Annotated in this window: 13 protein-coding genes; 1 reads left to right on the top strand and 12 read right to left on the bottom strand. The window is 70.7% G+C overall.

Annotated features, from left to right (window positions below; translation table 11 throughout):
* Positions 1-3: 3 nt before the first annotated feature.
* Together ACQ860_RS20180 and ACQ860_RS20175 are read right to left on the bottom strand one after the other, a co-directional pair.
* Positions 4-876, bottom strand: a complete 873-nt coding sequence (locus tag ACQ860_RS20180; RefSeq protein WP_431305792.1) for an N-formylglutamate amidohydrolase — start codon at positions 874-876, stop codon at positions 4-6.
* Between the two features lie 18 nt (positions 877-894).
* The gene (locus ACQ860_RS20175; RefSeq protein ID WP_431305121.1) at positions 895-1,860 is read right to left on the bottom strand and encodes an isocitrate lyase/PEP mutase family protein; all 966 of its coding nucleotides are present in this window, start codon (positions 1,858-1,860) and stop codon (positions 895-897) included.
* A gap of 69 nt (positions 1,861-1,929) precedes the next feature.
* On the opposite strand from ACQ860_RS20175, the gene ACQ860_RS20170 reads away from it, so the two are divergent.
* On the top strand, positions 1,930-2,733 hold the full coding sequence (locus tag ACQ860_RS20170; protein WP_431305120.1) for a DUF169 domain-containing protein: 804 nt from the start codon (positions 1,930-1,932) through the stop codon (positions 2,731-2,733).
* Positions 2,734-2,772: 39 nt separating this feature from the next.
* Here the strand turns inward: ACQ860_RS20170 and serS are convergent, their stop codons facing one another.
* The 10 genes from serS to argS form a co-directional block, all read right to left on the bottom strand.
* Positions 2,773-4,041, bottom strand: a complete 1,269-nt coding sequence (serS, locus tag ACQ860_RS20165) for a serine--tRNA ligase (protein WP_431305119.1) — start codon at positions 4,039-4,041, stop codon at positions 2,773-2,775.
* A 25-nt stretch (positions 4,042-4,066) separates the two neighbouring features.
* Complete coding sequence (gene tatC, locus ACQ860_RS20160) at positions 4,067-4,819, bottom strand: twin-arginine translocase subunit TatC (protein ID WP_431305791.1); 753 nt, start codon at positions 4,817-4,819, stop codon at positions 4,067-4,069.
* A 52-nt stretch (positions 4,820-4,871) separates the two neighbouring features.
* Positions 4,872-5,465, bottom strand: coding sequence for a Sec-independent protein translocase protein TatB (tatB, locus tag ACQ860_RS20155; protein ID WP_431305118.1), 594 nt, complete (start codon positions 5,463-5,465; stop codon positions 4,872-4,874).
* A 72-nt stretch (positions 5,466-5,537) separates the two neighbouring features.
* Complete coding sequence (locus ACQ860_RS20150) at positions 5,538-6,626, bottom strand: ABC transporter ATP-binding protein (RefSeq protein ID WP_431305117.1); 1,089 nt, start codon at positions 6,624-6,626, stop codon at positions 5,538-5,540.
* 40 nt (positions 6,627-6,666) lie between these two features.
* A complete protein-coding gene (scpB, locus tag ACQ860_RS20145) occupies positions 6,667-7,296 on the bottom strand; it encodes an SMC-Scp complex subunit ScpB (RefSeq protein WP_431305116.1) in 630 nt (209 codons plus the stop codon).
* A complete protein-coding gene (locus tag ACQ860_RS20140) occupies positions 7,286-8,050 on the bottom strand; it encodes a segregation and condensation protein A (RefSeq protein WP_431305115.1) in 765 nt (254 codons plus the stop codon). Before ACQ860_RS20140 ends, scpB begins: the two co-directional genes overlap by 11 nt.
* Entirely contained in the window at positions 8,047-8,739 is a 693-nt protein-coding gene (locus tag ACQ860_RS20135; RefSeq protein WP_431305790.1) for a site-2 protease family protein, read from the bottom strand. The genes ACQ860_RS20140 and ACQ860_RS20135 overlap by 4 nt, the downstream gene beginning before the upstream one ends.
* A 13-nt stretch (positions 8,740-8,752) precedes the next feature.
* A complete protein-coding gene (gene nagZ / locus ACQ860_RS20130) occupies positions 8,753-9,679 on the bottom strand; it encodes a beta-N-acetylhexosaminidase (RefSeq protein WP_431305114.1) in 927 nt (308 codons plus the stop codon).
* Position 9,680: 1 nt separating this feature from the next.
* Entirely contained in the window at positions 9,681-10,397 is a 717-nt protein-coding gene (locus tag ACQ860_RS20125; protein WP_431305113.1) for an SPOR domain-containing protein, read from the bottom strand.
* Complete coding sequence (gene argS / locus ACQ860_RS20120) at positions 10,394-12,172, bottom strand: arginine--tRNA ligase (protein WP_431305112.1); 1,779 nt, start codon at positions 12,170-12,172, stop codon at positions 10,394-10,396. Before argS ends, ACQ860_RS20125 begins: the two co-directional genes overlap by 4 nt.
* Between the last annotated feature and the right edge of the window lie 6 nt (positions 12,173-12,178).

Raw genomic sequence — 12,178 nt, 5'->3', positions numbered from 1 at the left:
GCCCTACTTGCCGCCCTTGAGCAGGTGGCCCCAGCCGAGCCCCAGCAATTCCCCCACCAGCGCGGAAATCTCCGCCTGGAAGCCCGCGAAGCCCGGCGCGCGCTCCACCCGCGCCTCATCCATGTAGAGGTGGCGCGCCATCTCGATCTGGATCGCGTGGATATTCTCGCGCGGGCGGCCGTAATGGCGGGTGATGTAGCCGCCGGCATAGGGATCGTTGCGCCGCACCCGCCGGCCGCGCGCCTGCAGCAGCGCCTCGATCGCGCGCGTGGCCCGCGGCGCGCAGGCCGAGCCATGCGCGTCGCCCAGCACGAATTCGGGCGCTTCCCCATTGGACGCCACGCCGCTCGGCATGGAATGGCAATCCACCAACAGGCAGGTGCCGAAGCGTTCGCGCGTCTCCGCCACCAACGCCGCCAGCGTGGCGTGGAACGGCTCCCAGGACAGCCGCACGCGCCGCTCCGCCTCCTGGAAGGAAAGCCGCCGCCGGTATATCGCCTCGCCATTCGCCACCACGCGCGCGATGGTGCCGAGGCCCGCGCCCACGCGCGGGCTCGCGCTGTTCACCCAATCGGGCAGCGGCTCGTCGAACATGCCGGGATCGAGTTCCCAGGCCTCGCGATTCGCATCGCACCAGGCGCGCGGGAAACGGGCGGCCAGCAGCGGCGCGCCCAGCGCGGGGGCCGCGGCGAAGAGCTCCTCCACGAAGGCGTCCTCGCTCTTGCGCAGCGCCGTGGCATCGAGCCGCGCGGCGGCCAGGAACTCCTCCGGATAGTCGCGCCCCGAATGCGCGGACACAAAGACCAGCGGCGCCACGTGATGCACGGGGCGCGTCAGGTCGAAGGCGCGCGGGCGCAATTCGGCCGGGGCGATCATGTCAGGCGCCAGCACGCGTCATCCGCGCGGCGCATCCGGGCGATGGCCCAGCCCGCCCTCGTATTTCTCCTGCGCCTCGGGCGGCAGATAGGCCTGCTCCAGCGCGCGGATCTCATCGAAGCCCGAGAATTTGTGCAGGTTGCCGAGGCGATGGTTCGACAGCCGCTCCGTCATCCGCGCCTCCGCCATCGGCCCGTCGCGGCGCAGCTCGGCCGCCAGATCCCCCATCGCCATGATGGATTGGCGCAGCAGCGCGCCGGGCAGGATGCAGGTGGCGATGCCCAGCTCGCCCATGCGCTCGGCGCTCATGCGCGGCGAGATGCCGGTCATGTTGTAGAAGACCGGACCCTTCACCTCGCGCGTGATGCGCTCCACCTCCGCCTCGCTCGCCGGGCCTTCGACAAAGGCCTGGTCGGCGCCGGCATCGAGGAAGGCATTCGCCCGCCAGATCGCCTCCTCCAGCGAGCCGCCATGCGCGCCGCGGCTGTCGGTGCGCGCGATGATCAGGAAGCTCGGATCAATCGCGCTGCGCGTATCGGCGGCCGCGCGAATCTTCGCCACCGCCTCGGTGCGGCCGATCACCTCGCGCCCCGCGACATGCCCGCAGCGCTTGGGCGCCACCTGGTCCTCCAGATGAATGCCCGCCACACCCGCGCGGATGAATTCCTCCACGCAGCGCACCACGTTGATCGCATTGCCATGGCCCGTATCGCCATCCGCGATCACCGGCACGCTGACGGCGCTCGCGATCATCTTCGCGTTCAGCGCCATCTCGGAGAGCGTGGCCAGTCCCGCATCCGGCAGGCCCAGGAGCCCGATCGAAGTGCCGTAGCCGGACATGTAGACCGCCTCGAACCCCGCCTCCTCCAGGATCAGCGCCGAGAGCGCGTTGTAGCAGCCCGGCACCACCAGCGGCTTGTGCTGGGCCAGCAAGGCCCTGAACCGTTCCCCCGGGCGTCCCGTCTGCGCCTGACCCAACCGCATGCCGCTCTCCAGTCTTCCGCCGGGCAAGGCCCCGTGCCACGCTGCCGACAATAACAGGAGAAAACCGCCATGCCAGATGGATCGCCCGAAGCGCCGCTCAACGCCGCCGCCATCGCCGAACAGGCCCATGCCCTGACCGATCTGCTCCGCCTGCGGACCCTGCCCATCGGCATGAAGCTCTTCCGCGACGCGGAGGAGATGGCCGCCGTCCAGGGTCTGCGCCGCCCCACGCCGGGCAAGCGTTTCTCCACCTGCCAGCTCGTCACGCAAGCCCGCCTCGCCGGCTTCACCCTCGGCGTCACGCACGAGAACGTCCCCGAATTCAGCAATTGCGGCGGTGTAATCGGCCTGAACACGCCCTCCGAGCTCTACCTTTCCGGCCGCAAGATGGAGGGCGTCTGGTTCGAGAACATCGAGGCCTCCGCCGCGCACCAGGCGCAGATGCCGCGCGTGCCCGCCGAATATCACGGCCTCGTCATCTCGCCGCTGCGCTCGGCGCGGCTCGATCCGCCGGACATCTGCCTCTTCTACGGCAACCCGGCGCAGATGATCCTCTTCATCAACGGGCTGCAGTGGCGCAACTACCAGCGCTACGACTTCTCCATCACCGGCGAGAGCGCCTGCGCCGACAGCTGGGGCCGCGCCCTGCGTGACCGCACCGTCTGCCTTTCGCTCCCCTGCTACGCCGAACGCCGCTATGGCGGTGTCGCGGATGACGAGATGCTGATGGCATGTCCCCCGGCCGATCTTGCACGCGCCGTGACGGGGCTGCGCGGGCTGTCGAAGGCCGGGCTGCGCTATCCGATCATGCCCTATGGGCCGCAGGCCGATCCCGCCGAGGGGATGGGGAAGAGCTACGCGAATAAAAGCTAAGCGCGGGCTCCGCCCGAACCCGCCGGGGCCGCCCTGTAATTAATTGGCTGCCCCGGACCCCACCACCGCAACGCCCATCCAGGGCCGGAGCACTTCGGGGACCAGAATGGTCCCATCCGGTTGCTGGTGCGTTTCCATCACCGCGATGAGCGCGCGGCCGACCGCGACGCCCGAGCCGTTCAGCGTGTGCGGCAAAACCATCTCCTTGCCACGCTTGAACCTGGCCTTCATCCGCCGCGCCTGGAAATCCCGGCAATTCGAGCAGGAGGAAATCTCCCGCCAGGCCTTCTGCCCGGGCAGCCAGACCTCCAGATCATAGGTCCGCGCCGCGCCGAAACCCGTATCCCCCGCACACAGAAACACCCGCCGCCAGGTCAGGCCGAGCGCCGTCAGCACCGCCTCGGCACAGCGCGTCATGCGCTCATGCTCGGCATCGCTGTCCTCGGGCCGCGTGATGGAGACCATCTCCACCTTGCTGAACTGGTGCTGGCGCAGCATGCCGCGCGTATCGCGCCCGGCCGAACCGGCCTCGGAGCGGAAGCAGGGCGTGAGCGCGGTGAAACGCAGCGGGTCCATGGGCTCGGCGATCACCTGGTCGGCGACGAGATTCGTCAGCGGCACCTCGGCCGTCGGGATCAGGTAGTGGTCGCCCGTCTTGAACAGGTCTTCCTCGAACTTCGGCAGCTGGTTCGTGCCGTAGAGCGTGGTGGCGTTGACCAGCAGCGGCGGGTTCACCTCCATGTAGCCGTGCGTGTCCACATGGAGGCCCAGCATCCATTGGCCGAGCGCCCGCTCCAGCCGCGCGAGCTGGCCCTTCAGCACCACGAAGCGGCTGCCGGAGAGACGCGTCGCCGCGGTGAAATCCATCAGGCCCAGCGCCTCGCCCAGCTCGAAATGCTGCTTGGCGTCGGGCAGTTCGGCGGGCGTGCCATGGGTGTGCAGCACCACATTGGCCGTCTCGTCGCGGCCCTCGGGCACCTCGGCGTCGAGGATGTTGGGCAGCACCTCCAGCCCCGCGGTCAATTCACGCTCGCGGATCGCCGGCAGGTCGGACGCCGCATGCGCCTGGATCGCCGCGACCTCGGCCTTCAGCCGCTCCGCCTCGGACGTGTCGCCGCGCTTCATGGCGGCGCCGATCTCGCGGCTGAGTTCGTTGCGGCGGCTCTGCGCCGCCTCGGTGCCGCGGATCGCCTCGCGCCGCGCATCGTCCAGCGCGATCAGCATGGCCGATTGCGGGGCGAGCCCCCGCCGCGCCATCGCCGCGTCGAATGCGGCCGCGTCGGCGCGCACCGCCCTGATGTCATGCATGGTCAGTTCACCGTGAAGAGAGAGACTACGCCGTTTCTTCCGGCGGCGGCTTTGGCGTCGTCCAGGCCGCGAAGAGGATCGAGATCTCGTAGAGCAGGATCAGCGGAATCGCGAGGCCGACCTGGCTGATCACGTCGGGCGGCGTGATGATGGCCGCCACCACGAACATGCCCACGATCGCGTAGCGCCGCCCCTTGCGCAGGCTCTGCACATTCAGGATTCCCACCTTGCACAGCAGGACAAGGCCGACCGGCATCTGGAAGGCCAGGCCGAAGGCCAGGATCATGTGCATGACGAGCGAGAGATACTCGCTCACCTTCGCCTCCAGCTGGATCGGCACCGTGCCCGCGCCGGCCGGCGTCTCGAAGCTGATGAAGAAGTGCCAGGCCAGCGGGAAGATGAAGTAGTAGGCGAGCGCGGCACCCAGCAGGAACAGGATGGGCGAGGCGATCAGGAAGGGCATGATCGTCCGCTTCTCGGAGCGGTAGAGCCCCGGCGCGATGAACAGCCAGAGCTGCGTCGCCCAGATCGGGAAGGAGAAGAAGATCGCGCCGAAGAAGGCCACCTTCAGGTAGGTGAAGAAGGCCTCATAGAGCGCGGTGAAGATCATCCGCCGGTCGCCGCCGCCCTGCTCATACAGCACGTTGGCCAGGGGCTGCGCCAGGAAGCCATAGATGTTCGTGCTGAAATAATAGCAGAGCGCGAAGGCGATGAAGAAGGCGCCGACCGACCAGAGGAGCCGCTGGCGCAGCTCCATCAGGTGCTCGATGAGCGGCATCGGCTTGTCGTTGATGGGATCGTCGTCTTGCGCGGTATTGGACAAGGCGGCCTCAGGCGGTCTTGGCGGCGGCTTCCGCCGCGGGCGTGGCAGGGGTCGCAGTCGGGGTCGCGGGCGCAGGCATGGCGGCGGGTGCCGGCTCCGGCGGCGGGGCCACGTTCAGCGGCGCGGGCGTGGACGGCGGCACGAAGGAGGGCATGTCGGGCGCGGGCGGCGGCGGCACCGGGTCGGGTGCCTTGTAGGGCGCCATGGTCTGCGGCGGGATCATCGCCGGCGCGTCGGGCGTGTCGCGTGCGGTCGGCGGCGGCGTCCAGGCCGGCGTGCTGCTGCCGCCCAGCGGATTCTCCGAGAAGGTCTTGGTCAGCGTGCCGTCCGAATCCACGGCCTTGGTGATCTCGCCCTTCAGGTCGAAGCTGCGGATCTCGTTCAGCGCGCCCTTCACATCGGCGATCTGGTTGCGGACCTCGTCCAGCTTCGCCTCGCGCACCAGCTCATCCGCCTGCTGCTGGAAGCTGGCGAGCTTCTTCTTGCCCGTCTTGATCAAATCCGCGATTCCGCGAATGGCGCCGGGCAGGTCCTTGGGCCCGATCACCACCAGCGCCACGACGGCGATCAACAAAATCTCGGACCAGGCGAGGTCGAGCATCCCATCCCCAATACGGTTTCAGCAGTCCTGGATACCAGCAGGCCGGGCTGTCGCCAATGCGGCATGGGCTATCTAGGCGTTCAGGGCCTCGGTTGCACCAGGGACACCCCCGCCCGAGCGGGGAAAAGCGAAAGCGCGGCCGGGATCGAGCGCCACGCCCACCATCTGCCCCCGCGCCAGGACGGCGCCGGGCGGCAGCCGCGCATGCAGGTGCAGCACGCCCCCCTCGCCATCCGGCACCGCCATATGGACCAGGGTGGTGGCACCCAGCAGGCGGCAGGCCTCGACCTCGGCCAGGGTGCTGCCCGCCTGCCCGGCCGGCACCACGCGCAGGCCTTCGGGGCGCAGCAGGAGTTCGGCCGGGCTGCCCTCGGCCAGGCCCCCCGCCGGCGCGCAGCCGATCACGCTCCAGGCCTGGCCCTCGCGAATCCGGGCCGGCAGGCGGTTCACCTCGCCCAGGAAGGTGGCGACGAAGGGGTCCACCGGCTTGAGATACAGCTCCTCCGGCGTGCCGAGCTGGACCACCCGCCCCTCCCGCATCAGCGCGATACGGTCGGCCATGAACATCGCCTCCTCGGCGTCATGGGTGACGATCAGCGCCGGAATCCCGGCCTCCTGCAGCACATGCAGCGTGTCATCGCGCACCTGTTCGCGCAGGCGGGCATCGAGGCTGGCGAAGGCCTCGTCCAGCAGGAGCACGGCCGGGCGGGGCGCCAGAGCGCGGGCCAGCGCGACCCGCTGCTGCTGCCCGCCCGAGAGCTGGTGCGGCCAGGCGCTGGCATAGGCTTCCAGGCCCACCCGGGCCAGCGCCTCGGCCACGCGCCAGACGCGGTCCCCCTTCGGCATGCCGCGCAGGCCGAAGGCGACATTCTCCTGCACGGTCAAATGCGGGAACAGCGCGTAATCCTGGAAGACGAAGCCGACATGGCGCTGTTCGGGCGGGATTTCCTGCCCCGGCTCGGCCAGCACCCGCCCATCGAGCAGGATGCGGCCCTGTTGCAGGTGTTCCAGCCCTGCGACGAGGCGCAGCAGCGTCGTCTTGCCATCGCCCGAGGGGCCGAGCAGGCAGACGATCTCGCCGCGCGCCACCTCGATGGTGATGCCGCGCAGCACCTCGCGCTCGCCATAGCTGTGGCGGATCTCGGAGAGGATGAGGCTCATGCCGCCTTGTGGGCGGGTCGGCGCGCCCTGTCCATAAGCCTCAGGCCGCGCGGGTGCCCTCGGCGATGAGCGGCGGCGCGCCCGTGGGTGGCGGCGCCAGCTCCATGGCCGCGATGTCGTTGGAGACCAGCTCCTCCTTCCGGGGCAGCTCGTTCAGGGATTTCAGGCCGAACTGGTCGAGGAATCGCGCGGTGGTGGCCCAGAGGGTCGGCCGGCCCGGGGCCTCCTTGCGGCCGCGCGGCGCGATCAGCCCCGCATCCAGCAGCGCGTCCAGGCTGGCCTGGGCCAGCGCCGCGCCGCGGATCTCCTCGATTTCAGCCCGCGTCACGGGCTGATGGTAGGCGATGATGGACAGCGCCTCCATCGCCACGCGCGGCAGCCGGCGCGGCACCTCGACCACGCGGGTGATGGCGGGTGCCAGATCCTGCGCGGTGCGGAAGGCATAGCCGCCGCCCACCTCCACCAGCTCCACCGCGCGGCCGGCGGTGCGGGCCAGGAGCGCGGTCAGCACGCTCTGCGCATCAATGCCGGGCGGCAGCGCGAGCTGCACGCGGGCGGCCGGGACAGGGCGCTCGGAGGCGAAGATCAGGGCCTCGGCCACGCGGAGCGCATGCTCGAAATCGGCCGGGGTGGCGACGCTGGGCGCCGCGGCTTCCGCATCAGCTGGCATGATAGAGTTCCCCCTCATGACGGCGCAGCAGGATGGGACCGAAGGCCTCCTCCTGGCGCAATTCGACGCCGCCGCCCCGCGCGGCCTCCAGGGCGGCGATCAGCGTGCTGGCCACCGCCGCCTTGCGATCCAGCGGCGAGAGCAGGCCCTCGGGCAGGAAGCTCGCGAGCGTATTCCAGCCGGGCGTGCTGCCGATCAGCCATTGCAGCCGGGCCAGCGCCTCGGCCACCGACCAGAGCTTGCGCGGCTTGGGCGTGAAGGGCCGGTCCGCGGCACCCCGCCGCCGCGCCGTGGCATAGGCGCGCAGCAGCGAGGCGAGGTCGGCCACGATGCCGGAGCGGTCCTCGATGCGCAGCGATTCCGGAGCGCCGCGGGCGAAGACCTCGCGCCCCAGCTGGGCGCGGCTCTGCAGCCAGGCGGCGGCGGCGCGCATGCGGTCCAGCTCGGCCAGGCGCTCGGTCAGGCGATGGGCGGCGAGGATGGGGTCCTCCTCCTCCGGCCCGCGCTCCTCCTCGGGCAGCAGCAGGCGGGATTTCAGCCAGGCGAGCCAGGCGGCCATCACCAGCCAGTCGGCGGCGAGCTCCAGCCGCACCCGGCGGGCGCCCTCCACGATGGCGAGGAACTGGTCCACCAGCGCCAGGATGGAGATCTGCCGGATATCAACCTTCTGCGCGCGCGCCAGCTCCAGCAGCACATCCAGCGGGCCCTGGTAGCCCTCCAGCTCGAGCTGGAGCGATTCCTGGACGCCGCTCACGGCGTCACCCCGGCGGCGCGCAGCGTGAAATCGAAGGCAGGGCGGATGATTTCGCGAACGAAGACATCCATCGGCTGGAAGGCCGGGATCAGGGCCGGCAGAAGGAACAGCACGCCGATGACGATGAACAACCCCGCGGGCTCCAGCCGCGCATAGGCCATGGCCGCCCGGATCGGCAGGATGCCGACCATGATGCGGCCGCCATCGAGCGGCGGAATGGGGAAGAGGTTGAACAGGCCAAGCACCAGGTTCGCGAGGATGGAAAGGGCCAGGAAGCGATAGACCAGCGCCATCGAGTCGGCCGAGAGAGTTCCCTCCAGCCAGGAGGCGGGGTGGATCAGCAAGGCCGCGATCAGGGCGAGGGCGAAGTTCATGGCGGGCCCCGCGATCGCCACCCACATCATGCCCACGCGCGGATTGGCGAAGTTGCGCACATCCACCGGCACCGGCTTGGCCCAGCCGAACATGACATCCACCCGCCCCGTCGCCAGCAATTGCGAGACGAGCAGGATGCCCGGGACCAGCAGCGTCCCCACCGGGTCCACATGGCGGATCGGGTTCAGCGAGATGCGGCCCATCCACTTGGCGGTGGGGTCGCCCAAGGACAGCGCCGCATAGCCATGCGCCGCCTCATGCAGGGTGATGGCGATGACGCTCGCCAGCACCGCCACCGCGAGCTCGGGCAGCATGTCGAACACGCGGTCAGGCCGCCCGGCTTTGCCCGCGCGAGGCCGCGAGACGGGCCAGGGCGCGCTCGGTGAGCGGCGGGCAGGCCTCCAGCACGGAGGCGGTCTCGGCGAAGCGGCCCGAGCAGTGCAGCACCGCGTCGCAGCCCGCACCCAGCGCGGCGAGTGTGAGGTCCGGCAGCGTGCCGGCCAGGGCCTTCATCCCCAGATCGTCCGAAAGGAGGAAGCCCTCGAAGCCGATCTCACCGCGGATCACCTCGGCGATGACGCTGGGCGAAAGGGTGGCGCAGCGCCCCTCATCCAGCGCGGTGTAGAGGATATGCGCCGTCATGCCCCAGAGATCCGGCGTGCCGAGCGCCCGGAAGGGGGCGAAATCGGCGGCGAGCTCCGCGCGGCTGGCGGTCACCACGGGCAGCGCCTCATGGCTGTCGAGCTTGGCGCGGCCATGGCCGGGGATGTGCTTGAGGACGGGCTGCACGCCCGATTGCCGCAGCCCCGCGATCCAGGCGCCGGCGAGGCGCGTGACCTCGGCCGGCTCGGCCGAGAAGGCGCGGTCGCCGATCACCTGGTGCATGCCGGGCAGCCGCAGGTCGAGCACCGGGGCGCAGACCACGTCGAGGCCGACGGCGCGGCATTCGGCGCCGATCGCCGCCGCCGTCGCCTGGGCGGCGGCCTGGGGGCCGTTCTCGAAGGTGGCGGCGGGGGGATGGGCGCGCCAATGCGGCGGCTTGAGCCGGGCCACGCGCCCGCCCTCCTGGTCCACCAGGATGGGCGCCTCGCGGCCCAGGCATTCGCGGATTTCGGCGGTCAGCGCCCGCAGCTGGGCGGGGTCCGCCACATTGCGGGCGAAGAGGATGGCGCCGAGCGGCCGGTGCCGGCGCAGCAGCGCCGCCTCCTCCGCCGTGAGGCGGAGGCCGGAGACCCCGATGATGGCGGCTTTCATCTCAGCCGCCCGCGGTGATGCAGGCGATATCCCGCGCGCGGATCGGCTCGCAGAAGGCGCGGGCGGCGGCGGCATCGGCGAAGCCGCCGGTGCGGACGCGCCAGAGCGTGGGCTGCCCCTCCCGCTCCAGCCGGGTGATGATGGGCTGGCGGCCGGCGAGTTCGGGGATGCGGCGCTGCAGCCGCTCCCACTCGCTGCGCGCGGCCTCCTCGCTGCGGGTCGCGGCGAATTGCACCATGAAGCGGCCGCCGGTGGCGGGCGCCGGGCGGGCGGCCTGCTGGGCGGGCGCGGGTGCCGCGGCCGGGCGCGCGGGCGGCTGGGCCGCGGCCGGCGCCGGCGTGGCGGGTGCCGCGGCAGCGGGCGCCGGCTGGCTTTGCGCGCGCAGCGCCTCGGGGCGCGGCGCCTCGGGCCCGGGGCCCAGGCGCGCCTCGCCCGGCCGGTCCGCCCGGTTGTTGCGCTCGAAGATCAGTTCCTGCTGGTGCGGCACCACGGCGCCGCCGGGCGTGTCGGGCCTGACCTTGAAGGGCCGGCCATCCGTCTCGATCAGGGGCACGCCGCGCGGCCCCATCTTGGACATGCCCCAGATGATGCCGCCCGCCAGCAGGATGGATCCCGCGAGGCCGGCGCCGATCATCCAGACTTTCGGCGGGATCCCCCATCCCGACGACTCCCTCTCGGGCGGGCGGACCCGCCAGGAGGGCTGCATCACATCGCTCATCTCATCTCCTCGACCGGCATGACCCCCATCACGCGCAATCCGGACCTGACAACAGCCGCCGTGGCGGCCACCAAGGCGAGCCGCGCCTGCGTCGCCGCCGGCTGGTCCGCCTGGATGAAGCGCAAGGTGGTGTCCTCCTTGCCCTTGTTCCAGAGTAGATGAAAGTCGCTCGCCAAGTCATTCAAAAAGAACGCCACGCGATGCGGCTCCCGGGCGGCCGCCGCGGCCTCCACCACGCGCGGCCAGGCGGCGATGCGGCGGATCAGGCCAAGCTCGGCCGGGTCGGTCAGGCTGTCGAGCGGGGCATCGGCCAGGCTTTCCAGCGAGGGGTCGCCCGCGCCGCGCAGCACGGAGCGGCAGCGGGCATGGGCGTATTGCACGTAGAAGACGGGATTGTCCCGCGATTGCTGGAGGACGAGGTCCAGGTCGAACTCCATCTGCGCGTCGGACTTGCGGGTCAGCATGGTGAAGCGCACCGCGTCGCGGCCGACCTCATCGATCAGGTCCCGCAGGGTGATGTAGCTGCCCGCGCGCTTGGACATCCGCACCGGCTGGCCGTCCTTCACCACATGGACGATCTGCGTCAGCACCACATCGAGGCTCACGCGCTTGCCGCTCAGCGCCGCCACCGCCGCCTGCATGCGCTTCACATAGCCGCCATGATCCGCGCCCCAGACATGCACCAGCGCATCGAAGCCGCGCTCGATCTTGTGCAGGTGATTGGCGATGTCGTTGGCGAAATAGGTGCCCGAGCCGTCCGATTTCCGCAGCGGGCGGTCCGTGTCGTCGCCGAACTGCTCGGAGCGGAAGAGCGTCTGCTCGCGCTCCTCCCAATCCTCGGGCAGCTTGCCCTTGGGCGGCGGCAGCGTGCCGCGATAGATCAGGCCCTGGCTGTCCAGCAGCGCCTCGGCCTTCTCGAGCAGCCCGTCGCGCACCAGCGCGGCCTCGCTGATGAAGACGTCATGCTGGACGCCCAAGGCCGCCAGATCCTCGCGGATCTCGGCCATCATCGCCTCGACGGTGAAGGCGCGCACCGGGGCCAGCCAGAGATCGGGGCCGGACATGCCCCAGCCATGCACCGGGTCCTCCACCGCGAGCGAACTGCCATGGCTCGCCATCAGCGCCTGGCCGACCGGGATCAGGTATTCGCCCCGATATTGCAGCCCGCCGGGGATGAGCTGGGCGTACTCCTCCTCGGTCATCCGCGTGCCGAGCGCCTGGAGGTAACGCCAATAGGCCGCATAGGCGAGCGCCTGCACCTGCGCGCCGGCATCGTTGATGTAGTACTCGCGCGTGACGCTGTACCCTGCCTTGGCCAGCAGCCCGGCCAGCGCATCGCCCACCACCGCGCCGCGGCAATGGCCCACATGCATCGGCCCGGTCGGATTGGCCGAGACATATTCCACATTCACCGAACCGGGCTTGGTGGCACCCTGGCCATAGGCCTCGCCCTCGCGCAGCACCACCGCCACCTGGCCGCGCACATAATCCTCGCGCAGGCGCAGATTGACGAAGCCCGGGCCCGCCGGCGCGGCCTCCTCGACCTCGGGGAAGTCGCGCATCGCCGCGGCCAGCTCGGCCGCCAGCTTGGGCGGGGCCATCTTCGCCAGCTTGCCCACCACCAGCGCCGCATTGGTCGCCATGTCGCCATGCGACGCATCGCGCGGCGGCTCCATGATGACGCGCCCAAGCGCCTCCTCCGGCACCTCCGGCAGAAGGGCGCGCAGCGCCGTGATGGTCCGATCCCGCAAATGGGCGAAAATGTCGTGGCTCATGATGCC

The sequence above is a fragment of the Sediminicoccus sp. BL-A-41-H5 genome, from assembly GCF_050632405.1.
In the GTDB taxonomy this organism is placed as follows: domain Bacteria; phylum Pseudomonadota; class Alphaproteobacteria; order Acetobacterales; family Acetobacteraceae; genus Roseococcus.
The sequence above is the reverse complement of the archived record's forward strand: the minus strand, read 5'-3'. Positions and strand labels throughout refer to the sequence as shown.